This window comes from Ideonella sp., from assembly GCF_041914305.1.
Lineage (GTDB): Bacteria > Pseudomonadota > Gammaproteobacteria > Burkholderiales > Burkholderiaceae_C > Ideonella.
Genome location: NZ_JAYSDQ010000010.1, coordinates 73,341 through 87,964 on the forward strand (window position 1 = coordinate 73,341; position 14,624 = coordinate 87,964).

Below are 14,624 nucleotides of genomic sequence, written 5' to 3' on the forward strand. Positions count from 1 at the left end.
GACCCCATGGACCTGCCTTCGCACCAGCTGTCGATGACCGTGCTGATGACGCCCGACATGGCGAACTTCAGCGGCAACGTGCACGGCGGCACGATCCTGAAGCTGCTCGACCAGGTCGCCTATGCCTGCGCCAGCCGCTATGCGGGCCGCTACGTGGTCACGCTGAGCGTCGACCAGGTGATGTTCCGCCAGCCCATCCACGTGGGTGAACTGGTGACCTTTCTCGCGTCGGTCAACCACACCGGCACCTCGTCGATGGAAATCGGCATCAAGGTCGTCGCCGAGAACATCCGCACCCAGGTGCTGCGGCATGCCAACAGCTGCTTCTTCACGATGATCGCAGTGGGTGACGACGGCAAGCCGGTGGCGGTGCCGCCGCTGCAGCCCGCCACGCCCGATGAAAAACGGCGCTCGGAGAACGCCCGGGTGCGGCGCCAGCTGCGCGCCGAGATGGAGCAGCGCCAGCGCGAGATGCGCAGCCCGGCGCCGCCTGGCGACGCGGCGTGAAGCCCGCGCCGCGCATCGACGAAGCCGAGGTCGAGTTCAGTGCGATCCGGGCCCAGGGCGCGGGTGGGCAGAACGTCAATAAGGTGTCGAACGCGGTGCACCTGCGCTTCGACATCCGCGCGTCGTCGCTGCCGGACACGTTGAAAGAGCGGCTGCTGGCCTGGCCCGATGCGCGCATCAGCGCCGATGGCGTGGTGGTGATCAAGGCGCAGGAACACCGCAGCCTGCCGATGAACCGTGCCGATGCGCTGGCGCGGCTGCAGGCGCTGGTCGACGCCGCGGCCTTCGTGCCCAAGGCACGGCGGGCGACGAAGCCGACGCGTGGTTCGCAGCAACGGCGCCTGGCCGGCAAGGCGATTCGCGGCGCGGTCAAGGCCGGCCGCGGACCCGTCAAAGAGTGAGAGGGCGGTGGCGGCGCGGCCAGCGCACGGCCGCTCCGAAGCGGCCGCGCACCCGCTCGGCGGGTGGTGGCAGGTACCGCCTGCCACCGGGTGCGCCAATTACACGCGCTTGAAGGTCGCCAGCAGCGCGCCGGCGAGCACGAACAGGCTGCCGAACACCCGGTTCGTCGTGCGCATCTGGCGCTGCGTGCGCAGCAGGCCCAACACCCGCGAGGCCAGCGCCGCGTAGCCGCTCATCACGCAGAACTCGACCACGCCGAAGGTCGCGCCGATCACCAGGTACTGCGCCAGCAGCGGCTGGGCGGTGTCGACGAACTGCGGCAGCACCGCGATCAGGAACACGGTGCCCTTGGGGTTCACGGCGTTGACCGTCCAGCCGCGCAGGATCAGCGCCCGGGTGCTCATCTGGCCGGCGCCCTCGTCGCGTGCGACCAGCGGCGCTGCCGGGGCCCGCCATTGCTGGATGCCCAGCCAGACCAGGTACGCGACACCGAGCCACTTGACGACACTGAAGGCGGTGTTGGACGTGGCCAGCAGCGCACCCAGGCCGACACCGACGACCACCAGCTGTGTCCACACGCCGAGCGCCAGCCCGAAGGCGATGCGCTGCCCGCGCTGGTACCCGTGGTTCAGGCCGGCCCCCATCGCGGCGATGGCGCCCGGGCCGGGCGACAGGCTGATCGCGACCGTCGCCAGAAAGAAGGGGATCCAGGTAGCGAGTTCCACCGCGGGCTTTCAAATCAGCCGCGAGCGGCCAGGAATCTGCAGTGTAGGAGGCCGCGGTTTTCCCACGCCGACGGTGGGTCGGATCGCGCCGGCTTGGCCGGTCCGCTACGCGAGCCCCCTTTGGGAGGCAGGCCCTGGCAAGGGCCGTTGGGGGGCCTAGTCCCCCCAGCCGACCAGGGACAGTACTTGCTCGATCACGTCGCCGGTGGCCGGCGTGCGGAACAGGCGGATGCCGGCCTGGTCGGCGCGGTTGCGCATTGCGGCGGTGCCGGGTTCGGCCAGCAGGGCCACCTGGCAGGCCGGCTGCTTCTCGCGCAGGCGCTGCGCGAAGGCCAGGCCGGTTTCGCCCGGCAGGTCGATGATCACGAGGTCGGTCTCGCCGTCGGCCACCTCGGCCAGCGCGCTGTCGGCATCGTTCGCTTCGTTGACCCGCGCGTCCGGCCAGCGGTTGCGGATCAGGCAGGCCGCGTGGGTGCGTGACACCGCTCGGGCGTCGACCACGAGGATGGACGGAGCGAGAACGACGGCAGTGCTCATGGGGTGGTCGGAGGGCGGGTCCGCGAAGTGGAGGAAGTCTGCCAACGGATGATCGGCCGGTCGCGCCGACAATGAAGCCCGGAAACGCAGGCCACCGCCCGCCCAATTCGTTCCGTTCCGCCCCTATTTCACGAAGCCGCCGGCGTGTCCGACCGGCTCGTCCGCACCGCGCGCCATGAGCAAGAGCAAGTCGATCTACGTTTGCAGCCAATGTGGCGGCACCAGCCCGCGCTGGCTGGGCCAGTGCCCGCACTGCCGGGCCTGGAACACGCTGGAGGAGTCGATCGCCGAGCCGGCCGCGGGCCCGGCCAAGAACCGCTTCCAGTCGCTCGCCAAGGCCCAGCCGGTGGCCACCTTGAGCGAGATCGAGGCGGCCGAGGTCGCGCGCACGCCCACCGGGCTGGAGGAGCTGGACCGCGTGCTGGGCGGCGGCATCGTCGAAGGCGGCGTGGTGCTGATCGGCGGCGACCCCGGCATCGGCAAGAGCACGCTGCTGTTGCAGGCGGCCGATGCGCTGTCGCAGCAGATGAAGGTGCTGTATGTCACCGGCGAAGAGTCTGGCGCACAGGTGGCCTTGCGGGCCCATCGGCTGGGCTTGCCGGGCAAGTCGCTGCGGGTGCTGGCCGAGATCCAGCTCGAGCGGATCCAGGCGACGATCGAGTCGGAGCAGCCGGCGTTCTGCGTCATCGACTCGATCCAGACGCTGTACTCCGACCAGTTGTCCAGTGCGCCCGGCTCGGTGGCCCAGGTGCGCGAATGCGCGGCCCAGCTGACCCGCACGGCGAAGGCCTCGGGCTGCACCGTGGTGCTGGTCGGCCATGTGACGAAGGAAGGCGCGCTGGCCGGGCCGCGGGTGCTCGAGCACATCGTCGACACGGTGCTGTACTTCGAGGGCGACACCCATTCCAGCTTCCGACTGGTGCGGGCGATCAAGAACCGTTTCGGCGCGGTCAACGAGATCGGCGTGTTCGCGATGACCGAGAAGGGGCTCAAGGGGGTCAGCAACCCGAGCGCGATCTTCCTGTCGACGCACGGTGAGCCGGTGCCGGGCTCGTGCGTGATGGTCACGCTCGAAGGCACGCGGCCGATGCTGGTCGAGATCCAGGCGCTGGTCGACTCGGGCGGCCCGAGCCCGCGGCGCCTGTCGGTGGGGCTGGACCGCGACCGGCTGGCGATGTTGCTGGCAGTGCTGCACCGCCACGCCGGTGTCGCCAGCCTCGACCAGGACGTGTTCGTCAACGCGGTGGGCGGCGTGCGCATCAGCGAGCCGGCGGCCGACTTGGCGGTGCTGCTGGCCATTCGCAGCAGCCTGGCCGGCAAGCCGTTGCCGCGGGGCTTCGTCGCGTTTGGCGAGGTCGGCCTGGCCGGCGAGGTGCGGCCGGCGCCGCGTGGGCAAGAGCGGCTGAAAGAGGCTGCGAAGCTGGGCTTTTCCGTTGCCCTGGTGCCCAAGGCCAACGCACCGAAGAAGCCGATCGAAGGCCTGACGATCCACCCGGTCGAGCGCATCGAGCAGGCCATCGATATGCTGCGCGAACTGAGCTGACCTGCCGAGGCCACTTCATGAGCGAACGTGTCTCCCCTGCGGCCCCGCGCTGGGCCGTCCTGTCCGACATCCACGGCAACCTGCCCGCGCTGGAGGCGGTGGTGGCCGAGCTGAGCGCCGAGGGCATCACCCAGGTGGTTCAACTGGGTGATGCGTTGTCCGGCCCACTGTGGCCGGCCGACACCGCCGATCGCCTGATGGCCCTCGACTGGCCGGCGATTGCCGGCAACCATGAGCGTCAGCTGCTGACGCTGCCGCGAGAGCGCCAGGGCCTGAGCGACGCCTTCGCCGCCGATCGGTTGAGCGAGCTGCAGCGAAGCTGGCTGCGCAGCCAGCCGCCGACGCGCTGGCTGGGCCCGCAGATCTTTTGTTGCCACGGGACGCCCGGCAGCGACCTGGTCTACTTTCTCGAGACCGTCGTGCCGGGCTGCGGTGTCGACGGCTCGAACGGCATCCGGCCGGCCACCGCGGCGGAACTGGGCGACCGGCTCGGTACGGTGCGTGCGCCGGTGGTCCTGTGTGGCCACACCCATGTGCCGCGCATCGCCACGGTGGACGCGTGCCTGTTGCTGAACCCGGGCAGCGTGGGCCTGCAGGCGTTCGACGATGACCACGGGCATCCGCACCGGGTCGAGAACGGCAGCCCCCTCGCGCGCTGGGCCGTGATCGAGCAAGGGCCGCAGGGGTGGCGGGCGTCGCTGCGCGCGACGCCGTACGACCATGAGGCGGCCGCGCGGCAGGCCGAGCGCCATGGCCGTGGCGACTGGGCCGATGCCTTGCGCACTGGCCGCGTCGGGCGCACCGAGCGCGACGTGGCGGCGGCGCGGCCCGCTGGGCGCCGTGGCACGGGCGGCCAGGACGCTGCTCAGGCCATCACGGGGGGCGACGCCGAATGAACCGCGATGCGACGCTGAGCTGGGTGCTGGGCGTGGTGGCGGTTGCCGTCGGCTACGTGCAGTGGGGCTGGCAGGGGGTGGTTTTGGCCACCACCTTGGTCGTGTTCTGGCTGCTGCTGCAGTTCAGCCGCGCGCTGCGGACGATGCGGGACGCCGCCGCGGCGCCGATCGGCAGCGTGGCCAGCGCGGTGATGCTGCATTCGAAGCTGCGCCCGGGCATGCGCCTGCCCCAGGTGCTGCGTTTGACGGCCAGCCTGGGCCGGCCGGTGAGCACCGAGCCGGAGGCCTTCGAATGGGGGGATGCGTCGGGCGCGAAGGTGCGCACCGAGTGGCTGGACGGGCGACTGGTCCGCTGGGACCTGGTTCGCCCTGCCGAGACGGCGGAGCCGTCGTCGGCGCAGGTGCCACCCGCCTGAGGCCTGAAGCCAGGGCGGCGGGCGGCGTCGGCTTCAGCCGCCGAGGCGGCGGCGGCGCAGCGCCGACACACCGAGAACGGCCAAGCCGCTCAGGAACATCGCATAGGCGCCCGGTTCGGGCACGGCCAGGGTCTGGTACCACGCGCTGGTGGTGCCGCCGTAGTCCAGGCCCTGCACATGGGCGCCGATGTTGCTGAAGTGGCCGGCGCCGCCGATCCAGGTCCAGCTGACCGATTCGTCATCGACCAGGCGGTCTTTCTTCTTGCCGGTCAGGTCGAACCGGAATTCCCAGCCACCGTTCGGGCCGCCGCCGTTGGCCATGCTGACCGGGGAGTCGCCGCTGACGCCCCCCAGGCCACCCACCTTGTCGCCGTCGATGGCCAGCGCACCAATGAAGGGTTGCTTGCCGTCGAACAGGTCCAGGTTCTGGGCGTCGAGCGTGAACAGCACGTCGTTGCCCGACACCGTGGCGCTCAGCGTCGCGAAGTCGAGTTGCGTCGGCGCGCCGTTGCCCGAGAGCAGGTCGCCGAAGTGGTAGATGGTGGTTTGCGCACTGGCACCCATCGGGAAAGCCAGTGCTGCGGTCAGCACCGCGGAGCCGAAAATGAATCGATTTTGATGTGTCATGGTGAACCCCTCCACCAGAACCGAGTAGCGGCAGGATGGTGCGACGGTCGCAACACCCCCACCCTGGGTTTGGCGATCAGCGTAACAGGGCGTGTGCCCTCTGTGCAGGCCTGGCACGCCCGCCCCCTCAACCTTTTGTGCAAGCGGCCGGGCCGGGCTGGAAGACTGTCTCGAATGCCAAACAAAAAACGCCGAGCGGCAAACCTGCGGCTCGGCGTGGGGGCGTTCATGGCCCGACTCGGTGCGGGGGGCTCAGCGCGGGCGGCGGCGGCGCGCGACCACGCTGATCACGCCCAGACCGGCCAGCATCAGCGCGTAGGAGTTCGGCTCCGGCACCGCCAGCGCGGCGTCGTACCAGGCGTTGTTGGTCTCGCCGTACGAGATGCCCTTCACGTGGGCCGCGAAGTCGGTGTATTGGCCGGCGCCACCGACCCAGGTCCAGGAAACCGTTTCGTTGTCGACCAGCTTGCCCGTGGTGTCGCTGAAGTCGAACTTGAACTCGAAGCTGCCGTCCGGGCCGTTGCCCTTGCCCATGGTCACGTTGGCGTCGCCGTTCACGTTGGTGATTTCGCCGGTCTTCACACCGTCGACCGACATCGCGCCGATCCAGGGCGTGTCACCATTGAACTGGTCCAGCCCGTAGGCATTGAGCGTGAACAGCACGTCGTTGCCGACCACGGACGTGGTCAAGGTGGCGAAACTCGCGGTCAGCGGAGCCCCATCACCCAGCAACAGGCCACCGAAGTCATAGGTTTCAGCCGATGCCGGGGCGGCTGCCATCACGCCGGCCGACAGGGCCAGCGCTTGCAGTGCGCGAGGAAAGAAAGAGTGCATCACGACCTCCGTGTTTTGTGCTACGCGGCGACCCTCGACGCCGGATTGATCGGCCATCGAAAGCCGCTGGACTGAAGTGTCCCGAAAAGGCTGCACTGTTAGAAGGTGTAAGGGCGGTTTGAGTTAGGGGGAAATGGGAGGCTGTGGTGTGCGCCACGACAGCGGGTGTGAAGGAATGCACACTCCTGTCGATGGGCGGCCACGACTGCTTACAAAGACGGCCGAGCCCGGCCGCCGGCGGCGCGGTGGAACGCCGCCTCTAAAATCCCCGCTCCGCCCGTGCAGCACGGGCATTCAAGGCACGAGGACCAGCACCATGGGCATGGACGACCGCGACGGCAAGATCTGGATGGACGGGCAGATGGTGGACTGGCGCGACGCCAAGATCCATGTGCTGACGCACACGCTGCACTACGGTTGCGGCGCGTTCGAAGGCGTGCGGGCCTACGACGCCGTCGGCGGCACCGCGATCTTCCGCCTGCGCGAGCACACCGAGCGGCTGTTCAACTCGGCCAAGATCCTGCGCATGAAGATCCCGTTCTCGCAGCAGCAGGTGATGGACGCGCAATGCGCCGTGGTGCGCGAGAACAAGCTGGCCAGCGGCTACCTGCGCCCGCTGATCTGGATCGGCTCGGAAAAGCTCGGCGTCAGCCCCAAGGGCAACACCGTGCACCTGATGGTTGCCGCCTGGCCCTGGGGCGCCTACCTGGGCGAAGAAGGCATGAAGCGCGGCATTCGCGTGAAGACCTCGAGCTACACGCGCCACCACGTGAACATCACGATGACGCAGGCCAAGACGGTCAGCAACTACACCAACTCGATCCTGGCCAACATGGAGGCCACCGACGACGGCTACGACGAGGCGCTGCTGCTCGACGCCTCGGGCTTCGTCAGTGAAGGCGCCGGCGAGAACCTGTTCGTGATCAAGAACGGCGTGGTCTACACGCCCGACCTGTCGGCCGGCGCGCTGAACGGCATCACCCGCAACACCATCTTCTCGATCTGCCAGGACCTGGGCCTGAAGCTGGTCGAAAAGCGCATCACCCGCGACGAGGTCTACATCAGCGACGAGGCTTTCTTCACCGGCACCGCCGCCGAGGTGACGCCGATCCGCGAGCTGGACCGCATCGAGCTGGGTGCCGGCATGCGCGGGCCGATCACCGAAAAGATCCAGACGGCGTTCTTCGACATCGTCAACGGCCGCAACCCGAAGTACGCCGAGTGGCTGACCCGGGTTTGAGTTTCATTCGCCAGAGAGTCGTCCGACCATGAGTTCCGTCTCCTCGCCCGCCACCCCGGTGGAAGTCACCGCCGCCGACCTGCAAGGCCCCGGCGTCGTGTTCTGCCCGAACCCCAAGATGACGCTGTGGAGCAACCACCCGCGCGTCTTTCTCGACCTGGCGCACGAAGGCGAAGCCAAGTGCCCGTATTGCGGCACGGTCTACCGCCTGAAGGCGGGCGAAAAGCTCGGCGGCGGCCACTGACGCTGCAACGGGCCGGCCCCCGCCGGCCCCAGGTGCGACAAGCCGAACCCACGCGCAATGTCCACCGACCGCCCTGCGCCGCAGCCCGCCGAGACCACCGAGAGCGCCGTCTGGGCCGAGGCCAACGCGGCGCTGCTGGACCGGCTGCGCCGCGGTGACTCGACCCACGCGCTGCAGCGCCTGACGCGTGCCTGCGTGCACCTGCTGGGCAACCGCGGGTGCCACATCGAGGCGCTCGACGAAGGCGGCCAACCGGTGCCGGGCGGCCTGTTCGAGGCCAGCCGCGAGCGGCCCGGCGACAGCGCCCCCGCGCAGCACTGGCAAGCGGCGTTGACGCACCACGGCATCCCGGTCGGCCAGTTCACCGCCGAGCTGCCGGCCGATGCCGACACCCAGGTCGTCGCGCTGCGCCTGCTGCCGCTGCTCGAAGCCGCGGGCGCATTGCTCGGCAGCTGGCTGGCCGAGCGTGACGGGGCGCGCAGCGATGCGCTGTCGCTCGCCCGCGCGGCGATGCGCGAAGGCGGCACCTTCGTCTGGGAATGGGACCTGGCGACCGACTCGCTGGGCGACATCGACGAAGGCGGCGTGATGCTGGGCTACCCGCCGAACGCGATCGGCCACACCCAGGCCGACTGGGACCTGCTGATCCACCCCGAAGACTTCGACGGCGTCGAGGCCGCCTACCAGGCCCATGCCCGCGGCGAGACCGAGAGCTTCCGCGCCGTCTACCGGGCCAAGGCGGCCGATGGCTCCTGGCGCTGGATCGAAGAGCGTGGCCGTGTGGTCGAGCGCGATGCGCAAGGCCGGCCAACGCGCATGTTCGGCACCCAGACCGACGCCACCGTGCAGCACGCGCTCGAGCAGGCCCAGCAGGACCAGCTCACCGCCGAAGCCGCCAACGCGGCGAAGACGCAGTTCCTGTCGCGCGTCAGCCATGAGCTGCGCACGCCGCTGAATGCAGTGCTCGGGTTTTCGCAGCTGCTCGAAATCGACAGTCAGGAGCCGCTGACGGCCGGCCAGCGCCGGCGCGTGAACCTGATCCACCAGGCCGGCGACTACTTGCTGGCGATGATCGGCGACCTGCTGGACCTGTCGCTGGTCGAATCGGGCCGGCTGCCGATGCAGGTCGAGCCGGTGCCCCTGCCGGCGCTGGCGCACGACTGCCTCGACCTGCTGCGCGGCCAGGCCGTCGATGCCGAGGTGTTGCTGGGCGAGGGCACGCTGCCGGCGGGGCTCGTGCTGCGCGCCGACCCGATGCGGCTGAAGCAGGTGCTGATCAATCTGCTGACCAACGGCATCAAGTACAACCGGGCCGGCGGGCGGGTCGAGGTCAGTGCGCGCATCGAGGGCGAGCACGGCGTGATCGACATCCGCGACACCGGCATCGGCCTGCCCGAAGACCAGCTGGACAAGCTGTTCCTGCCGTTCCAGCGCCTGGGCCGCGAGGCCGGCACGGTCCAGGGCTCGGGCCTCGGGCTCGCGCTGTCGCACGCGCTGGTGCAGGCGATGGGCGGCCAACTCACGGCCCACCCGCTGCCGGCCGCCGAAGGGCCGGGCACGGTGTTCCGCGTCAGCCTGCCGTTCGTGCCGCCGGCGGTGTGACCAGCGCGCGGGCCTGCGCCAGCGCGCTGGCCTCGAGCACCCGGCCAATCACCAGCACCGCCGGGCTGCCAAAGCCCTCGCGCTGCAGCATCGCCGGCAACTCGCCCAGCGTCGACCAACCGCAGCGCTCGCTCGCGCCACTGGCTCCCTGCACCACTGCCGCCGGCCAGTCGGCCGGCAACCGGCGCAGCAAGCCGTCGACGATGCGCGGTGCCTGCACCACGCCCATGTAGACGACCAGCGTGATGCCGCTCGCGGCGGCGGCGCCGATCGCATCCCAATCTGGCCCCGGGTGACCGGGCTGCGCGTGGCCGGTGACCAGCAGCACCCCTTGCGCGCAGCGCCGGTCGGTCCAGCCGGTGCCCAGCGCGTTCACGGCGGCCAGCCCCGCGGTGATGCCATTGACCACCCGCACCTCGATACCCGCGTCGCGCAGAGCGGCGATCTCTTCGCCGGCGCGGCCAAAGACCAGCGGGTCGCCGCCCTTCAGGCGTACCACCTTCTCACCCGCCAGCGCTTCGCGCACCAGCAGGCGTTCGATGAAGGCCTGCGGCGTCGATGCACAACCGCCGCGCTTGCCGACCTGCACGAGGCGCGGCGGCGTCGCCACGCCATCCAGCACACTGGCCAGCACCTGTTCGCCGACCAGATCGTCAACCAGGATCACCGTCGCTTCGCGGATCACCCGCACCGCCTTCAGCGTCAGCAGCTCGGGGTCGCCGGGGCCGGCGCCAACCAGGTGGACAGGGTGCAGCGTGGGCATCGCGTAACTTCTCCTAGGGCAGTCGTTGGCGCAGCGCCATCAGGCACTGCACCTGGCGCGTGATCGGCTCGGGCACCGGCAGCGCCCCGTTCAACATCGCGCGGATCGTCTCGGCGGTGCTGGCAGCGTCGATGCCGCTCGGCAGCTCGGGCAGCTTGGCCAGCGAGCCACTCTCGCCGTCCACCGTCAAGCCGTCATCCAGCACGCCGTTGACGAAACACTTCAGCGTCGGCAGCCGGCGCGCGTCGGCCACCGGCTCGCCCTCGGTGCCGCGCATCAGCAAGGCCGTGGCCTGCGTCTGGCCCAGAAACTCGGCCAGGCTGACCGCGTACTCGGGGTGGGTGTGGTTGACCACGCGCAGAGCACCGGGAGTGGCCGGCAACAGCTTGGCCAGCGTGTGGCCCGAGTTGCGCAGGCCCAGCACGTTGCGCAGCGCGAGCAGGTCTGCCAGCGACGGGTGCAACGCGGCGATCGGCATGAACACCGGCTGGTGCGTGGCCCAGCGTGCTTCGGCTTCCGCGGCAGTCGACACCGGCGGCAGGCCGAGCGCCTCGAACACCTGCGCGCTGGTCGTGCGGTTCGCATCGACCTGAACCCCGTGCACCAGCACCGGCACACCTTCGCGCGCCAGCAGCAGCGCCAGCAGCGGCGTCAGGTTCGGCAGCTTGCGCGCGCCGTTGTAGCTGGGCAGCACGATCGCGGCCGACGGCGCGTGCAGCGCCAGCGTGCGCGGCAGCACCGCGTCCATGAACCCGGCCAGTTCTTCCGGCGTCTCGCCCTTGATGCGCATCGCCAGCGCGAAGCCGCCTTTTTCAAGGTCGCTCAGCTCACCGCCGAGCAGCTGGTTCATCAGGTCGAAGGCCTTGTCGCGCGGCAGGGCGCGTGCGCCATCCTTGCCTCGGCCGATTTCGCGCAGGTAGGGTGCGATGCTCATGGCGGCGATTGTCGGTCGGCACCGGGCCGCCCGAAGGCACCGGTCATGCCGCCACCCCGGCCGGGACGATTTGCACCAGCTTGCGCAACGCCGGCAGGCACGACCCGCAATTGGTGCCGCACTTCAGGCGGCCCTGCAGCTGCGTCAACCGCGCGTCGGTCGAGCCGCTGCAACGCGGCAGTTCACCTCGGATCGACGCCTCGTCGACGTTGAAGCAGGTGCAGACCTGCGCGCTCTTCGGTGCCGCTGTCTTCTTCGCCAGTGCGCCCGGTGCCAGCAGCTGGCGGCCGGGGCCGGGCAAGGTCTGGTCGGCTTCGAGCAGCGAGCGCAACCAGGCTTCGCCGCTGACATCGCCGGTGACCCAGAAGCCCTGCAGCCGCTCGGCGCCGTCGGTGTCGCGCGCCACGCGCAGCGCACGCTGCTGGCCGCGGCGCGCGTCCTGGTAGGCCAGCACGCCGGCCTGGGCCAAGCCGAAGCCGGCCCGCATCGGCGCGAGCAGGTCGTCGCCCAGCGCTTCGGCTGCACCGGCGCGCAGCAGCAGCCCGAGCCGCCCGCTCTCGTCGGGCTCGCGGCCAAAGGGCAGCAGGCTGGCGTAGCCGAAGCGCGCCAGCTCGGGCTTCAGCCGTTCACGCAGCGCCAGCGCCTCGTCGGCCGGCAGCCAGGCCATCGCCGTCAATCGCCAGGGCAGGTCGACCTTCTCGACGATAACGGCCGCATGCTTCAACTCGGGCTGCTTGGACTGCGGGCAGAAGCGCGGCGTGGTCAGCGCGTTCACGCCAGCCATCGTGAGGCCTTGCCCGTCGTGGCCGCTCAGCACCTCTTCGCCCCAGTGCATCGCGATGAACGCCTGGGTCGGCGCGACGCTGTCGCTCGCCCGCGCCGGCAACACCACCTGGCCGCGGCGCGACCGCACGCGCACCAACTCGCCCTCGGCCAGCTTCAAGCGCTGCAGGTCTTGCGGGTGCAGGTCCACGCACGGCAGGCCTTCGTGGCCGTACAACCGGCCCAAGGTGCCGGTGCGGCTCATGCCATGCCACTGGTCGCGCAGCCGGCCGGTGTTCAGGCTGAACGGGTAGCGCGCATCGCGCGGCTCGGCCAGCGGCGTGAAGGGCACGTCGGCGAATTTCGCCTTGCCGTCGGCGGTCGCGAACACGCCATCCTCGTACAGCCGCGGCTTGCCTTCGGTCGCGCCCTCGGGCAGCGGCCACTGCTGCGGCCCTTGGGTCTCCAGCATCGCGTAGCTCAGGCCCGTGATGTCGAGGTCGCGGCCGCGGGTGGATTCGCGGTGTTCCAGCCAGACCGATTCGGGCGTCGGGTAGTCGAACAGCGCGACGCGTTCAGGCGCGATGCGTGCGGCCAGGCGCTGCGCCACATCGCGTGCGATCGCCCAGTCGTGCCGCGCCTGGCCCGCCGGCGCGACCGCTGGCCGCACGCGGCTGATGCGGCGCTCGCTGTTGGTGACCGTGCCGTCCTTCTCGCCCCAGGTGGTGGCCGGCAACAGCAGGTCGGCATAGGCGCAGGTCGCGGTCGTCGCGAAGGCCTCTTGCACGATGACGAACTCGGCGCGCTCCAGCGCGCGGCGCACCGTGGCCTGGTCGGGCATCGACTGGGCCGGGTTGGTGCAGACGATCCACAGCGCCTTGATCTGCCCATCGGCCGCGGCCTCGAACATCTCGACCGCCGACTTGCCGGGGGTCGACGGCACATCGTCACCCAGTCGATCCAGGCCCCACAGCCGCGCCACCTCGGCGCGATGCTCGGGGTTGGCCAAATCACGGTGTGCGCTCAGCAGATTGGCCAGCCCACCCACCTCACGCCCGCCCATCGCGTTCGGTTGGCCGGTCAGCGAGAACGGCCCCGCGCCGGGCTTGCCGATCTGGCCGGTGGCCAGGTGCAGGTTGATCAGCGCGGCGTTCTTCGCGGTGCCGGCGCTGCTCTGGTTCAGGCCCTGGCAATACAGCGACAGCGTGGGCGTCTGCTGGCCGAACCAGCGCGCCGCGGTGACGATGTCGGCTTCGTTCAGCCCCGTCAGGCGCGCCGTCTCGCGCGGCGTGTACTCGCGCACCCGGTCACGCAGCGCGTCGAAGCCGTGGGTGTGCGCCGCGATGTAGGCGGCATCGGTCAGGCCCTCCCACAGCAGCAGGTGCAGCAGCCCGTGGTACAGCGCCACGTCGCTGCCGGGCAGCAGTTGCAGGTGCAGGTCGGCCGCCTCGGCCGTCTCGGTGCGGCGCGGGTCGGCCACGATCCACTGTTGCGCCGGGTTCGCGCGCTTCGCATCTTCGAGCCGGCGCATCAGGATCGGGTGCGCCCAGGCCATGTTGCTGCCGGTGATGAACACCGTCTGCGCGTGCGCCAGGTCGTCGTACGAACACGGCGGCGCATCGGCACCCAGCGTGGCCTTGTAGCCGGCCACCGCGCTGCTCATGCACAGCCGCGAGTTGGTGTCGATGTGGTTGCTGCCCAGCAGCCCTTTGACCAGCTTGTTGAAGACGTAGTAGTCCTCGGTCAGCAGCTGGCCCGAGATGTAGACGCCGATCGCGTCCGGCCCGTGCTGTTGGTGAATCGCTGCCAGCCGGTCACTCGCTTCGCTCAGTGCATCGTCCCACCCGATCGCCACCGGCGCCTCGCCCCGCGCCGCGCGCCGCATCGGCGCCAGCAGCCGCGTCTGCCGGGTCACCGGCGCCGCGGCCGTCAGATGCAGGGTCGAGCCCTTGCTGCACAGGCGGCCAAAGTTGGCCGGATGGTCCGGGTCGCCTCGCACGCCGCTGATCTGTGACCCATCGTGTTCGATGATCACGCCACAGCCAACGCCACAGTAGCAACAGGTGGACTTGGTTTCGCGCATGGCGGCGTGGTTCGTATTCAGGCGGCCGAAACGATGCGCAGCGTCGGCCCCGCCACCGGCACCGGCAGGTCGATGCCGAGCGTCGCCAGCTCGCGTTCGTCGAGCTGCACCATGCTGTCGACAACGTTCACGGCAAACTTGGGCGTGCAGCCTTCATCGGGCGCCGCGGCGACACCGTCGCACAACCCGATCGTCCAGTTGTGCAGAGGGCAGGCCACGCTCTTGCCGAAGACGATGCCCTGGCTCAACGGCCCGCCCTTGTGCGGGCAGCGATCGAGCAGCGCGAAGACCTCGTTCTGCTCATTGCGAAAGATCGCCACGGCAGGGCCTTGCGGGCGGGTGACGCGGCGTGAGCCGAGGACGGGAATGTCGTCGACCTTGCAGATGGTTTTCCAGGTGGTCATGGGCTAACTCTCAGGCAGTGGTGACGCGGCCGGGGGCCGGCAGGCGGTGGGGCTCATGCGTCCGCGCCCTCGGCTGCGCCGAGGGTTCCCTGCAGTGCTCGCGTT

Annotated in this window: 16 protein-coding genes; 8 read left to right on the forward strand and 8 right to left on the reverse strand. The window is 70.1% G+C overall.

The window, feature by feature from the left end; translation table 11 throughout:
• Positions 1-6: 6 nt before the first annotated feature.
• A complete protein-coding gene (locus tag ACE3SG_RS14725; protein ID WP_374566119.1) occupies positions 7-507 on the forward strand; it encodes an acyl-CoA thioesterase in 501 nt (166 codons plus the stop codon).
• Positions 504-908 carry an alternative ribosome rescue aminoacyl-tRNA hydrolase ArfB gene (gene arfB / locus ACE3SG_RS14730; protein WP_374566121.1) on the forward strand — a complete coding sequence of 135 codons (405 nt, stop codon included), beginning with the start codon at positions 504-506 and terminating at the stop codon, positions 906-908. Before ACE3SG_RS14725 ends, arfB begins: the two co-directional genes overlap by 4 nt.
• Before the next feature lie 99 nt (positions 909-1,007).
• Here the strand turns inward: arfB and rhtB are convergent, their stop codons facing one another.
• Together rhtB and ACE3SG_RS14740 are read right to left on the reverse strand one after the other, a co-directional pair.
• Positions 1,008-1,634: a homoserine/homoserine lactone efflux protein gene (gene rhtB, locus ACE3SG_RS14735; protein ID WP_374566124.1), complete on the reverse strand. Its 627-nt coding sequence runs from the start codon at positions 1,632-1,634 to the stop codon at positions 1,008-1,010.
• Between the two features lie 156 nt (positions 1,635-1,790).
• Positions 1,791-2,171: a response regulator gene (locus ACE3SG_RS14740; RefSeq protein ID WP_374566126.1), complete on the reverse strand. Its 381-nt coding sequence runs from the start codon at positions 2,169-2,171 to the stop codon at positions 1,791-1,793.
• A 175-nt stretch (positions 2,172-2,346) separates the two neighbouring features.
• Here ACE3SG_RS14740 and radA point away from each other — a divergent pair, with 175 nt between their 5' ends.
• Genes radA through ACE3SG_RS14755 form a run of 3 tightly spaced genes read left to right on the forward strand, consistent with a single transcriptional unit; the run spans position 2,347 to position 5,026 of the window.
• Entirely contained in the window at positions 2,347-3,714 is a 1,368-nt protein-coding gene (radA, locus tag ACE3SG_RS14745) for a DNA repair protein RadA (RefSeq protein WP_374566128.1), read from the forward strand.
• 17 nt (positions 3,715-3,731) lie between these two features.
• Positions 3,732-4,610, forward strand: a complete 879-nt coding sequence (locus tag ACE3SG_RS14750; protein WP_374566129.1) for a metallophosphoesterase — start codon at positions 3,732-3,734, stop codon at positions 4,608-4,610.
• Positions 4,607-5,026 (forward strand): hypothetical protein, encoded by a 420-nt coding sequence (locus tag ACE3SG_RS14755; protein WP_374566131.1) that lies wholly within the window; start codon positions 4,607-4,609, stop codon positions 5,024-5,026. Before ACE3SG_RS14750 ends, ACE3SG_RS14755 begins: the two co-directional genes overlap by 4 nt.
• 33 nt (positions 5,027-5,059) lie before the next feature.
• Here ACE3SG_RS14755 and ACE3SG_RS14760 read toward each other — a convergent pair whose 3' ends face one another.
• Positions 5,060-5,653: a PEP-CTERM sorting domain-containing protein gene (locus ACE3SG_RS14760; RefSeq protein ID WP_374566133.1), complete on the reverse strand. Its 594-nt coding sequence runs from the start codon at positions 5,651-5,653 to the stop codon at positions 5,060-5,062.
• Between the two features lie 252 nt (positions 5,654-5,905).
• A complete protein-coding gene (locus ACE3SG_RS14765; protein ID WP_374566135.1) occupies positions 5,906-6,487 on the reverse strand; it encodes a PEP-CTERM sorting domain-containing protein in 582 nt (193 codons plus the stop codon).
• A 316-nt stretch (positions 6,488-6,803) separates the two neighbouring features.
• On the opposite strand from ACE3SG_RS14765, the gene ACE3SG_RS14770 reads away from it, so the two are divergent.
• The 3 genes from ACE3SG_RS14770 to ACE3SG_RS14780 are packed head-to-tail and all read left to right on the forward strand — an operon-like array spanning position 6,804 to position 9,573.
• Complete coding sequence (locus ACE3SG_RS14770) at positions 6,804-7,727, forward strand: branched-chain amino acid transaminase (RefSeq protein ID WP_374566137.1); 924 nt, start codon at positions 6,804-6,806, stop codon at positions 7,725-7,727.
• Positions 7,728-7,755: 28 nt separating this feature from the next.
• Positions 7,756-7,971, forward strand: a complete 216-nt coding sequence (locus ACE3SG_RS14775; protein ID WP_374566139.1) for a zinc-finger domain-containing protein — start codon at positions 7,756-7,758, stop codon at positions 7,969-7,971.
• Between the two features lie 57 nt (positions 7,972-8,028).
• On the forward strand, positions 8,029-9,573 hold the full coding sequence (locus tag ACE3SG_RS14780; protein WP_374566141.1) for an ATP-binding protein: 1,545 nt from the start codon (positions 8,029-8,031) through the stop codon (positions 9,571-9,573).
• Here the strand turns inward: ACE3SG_RS14780 and cobA are convergent.
• From cobA to nirD, 4 genes are read right to left on the reverse strand one after another with little or no spacing between them, the layout of a single operon-like run.
• Entirely contained in the window at positions 9,542-10,336 is a 795-nt protein-coding gene (cobA, locus tag ACE3SG_RS14785) for a uroporphyrinogen-III C-methyltransferase (protein ID WP_374566143.1), read from the reverse strand. The genes ACE3SG_RS14780 and cobA overlap by 32 nt on opposite strands.
• 13 nt (positions 10,337-10,349) lie before the next feature.
• Complete coding sequence (ybiB, locus tag ACE3SG_RS14790; protein WP_374566145.1) at positions 10,350-11,270, reverse strand: DNA-binding protein YbiB; 921 nt, start codon at positions 11,268-11,270, stop codon at positions 10,350-10,352.
• Between the two features lie 43 nt (positions 11,271-11,313).
• A complete protein-coding gene (locus ACE3SG_RS14795) occupies positions 11,314-14,115 on the reverse strand; it encodes a molybdopterin-dependent oxidoreductase (protein WP_374566147.1) in 2,802 nt (933 codons plus the stop codon).
• A gap of 17 nt (positions 14,116-14,132) precedes the next feature.
• The gene (gene nirD / locus ACE3SG_RS14800; protein WP_374566150.1) at positions 14,133-14,519 is read right to left on the reverse strand and encodes a nitrite reductase small subunit NirD; all 387 of its coding nucleotides are present in this window, start codon (positions 14,517-14,519) and stop codon (positions 14,133-14,135) included.
• Positions 14,520-14,624 lie beyond the last annotated feature (105 nt).

Bases quoted from the DNA above. Each gene is read 5' to 3' on its own strand.
- ACE3SG_RS14725 (WP_374566119.1), top strand. From the start codon at position 7: ATGGACCTGCCTTCGCACCAGCTGTCGATGACCGTGCTGATGACGCCC.
- ACE3SG_RS14740 (WP_374566126.1), bottom strand. From the start codon at position 2,171: ATGAGCACTGCCGTCGTTCTCGCTCCGTCCATCCTCGTGGTCGACGCC.
- radA (WP_374566128.1), top strand. From the start codon at position 2,347: ATGAGCAAGAGCAAGTCGATCTACGTTTGCAGCCAATGTGGCGGCACC.
- ACE3SG_RS14750 (WP_374566129.1), top strand. From the start codon at position 3,732: ATGAGCGAACGTGTCTCCCCTGCGGCCCCGCGCTGGGCCGTCCTGTCC.
- ACE3SG_RS14755 (WP_374566131.1), top strand. From the start codon at position 4,607: ATGAACCGCGATGCGACGCTGAGCTGGGTGCTGGGCGTGGTGGCGGTT.
- ACE3SG_RS14760 (WP_374566133.1), bottom strand. From the start codon at position 5,653: ATGACACATCAAAATCGATTCATTTTCGGCTCCGCGGTGCTGACCGCA.
- ACE3SG_RS14765 (WP_374566135.1), bottom strand. From the start codon at position 6,487: ATGCACTCTTTCTTTCCTCGCGCACTGCAAGCGCTGGCCCTGTCGGCC.
- ACE3SG_RS14770 (WP_374566137.1), top strand. From the start codon at position 6,804: ATGGGCATGGACGACCGCGACGGCAAGATCTGGATGGACGGGCAGATG.
- ACE3SG_RS14775 (WP_374566139.1), top strand. From the start codon at position 7,756: ATGAGTTCCGTCTCCTCGCCCGCCACCCCGGTGGAAGTCACCGCCGCC.
- ACE3SG_RS14780 (WP_374566141.1), top strand. From the start codon at position 8,029: ATGTCCACCGACCGCCCTGCGCCGCAGCCCGCCGAGACCACCGAGAGC.
- cobA (WP_374566143.1), bottom strand. From the start codon at position 10,336: ATGCCCACGCTGCACCCTGTCCACCTGGTTGGCGCCGGCCCCGGCGAC.
- ybiB (WP_374566145.1), bottom strand. From the start codon at position 11,270: ATGAGCATCGCACCCTACCTGCGCGAAATCGGCCGAGGCAAGGATGGC.
- ACE3SG_RS14795 (WP_374566147.1), bottom strand. From the start codon at position 14,115: ATGCGCGAAACCAAGTCCACCTGTTGCTACTGTGGCGTTGGCTGTGGC.
- nirD (WP_374566150.1), bottom strand. From the start codon at position 14,519: ATGACCACCTGGAAAACCATCTGCAAGGTCGACGACATTCCCGTCCTC.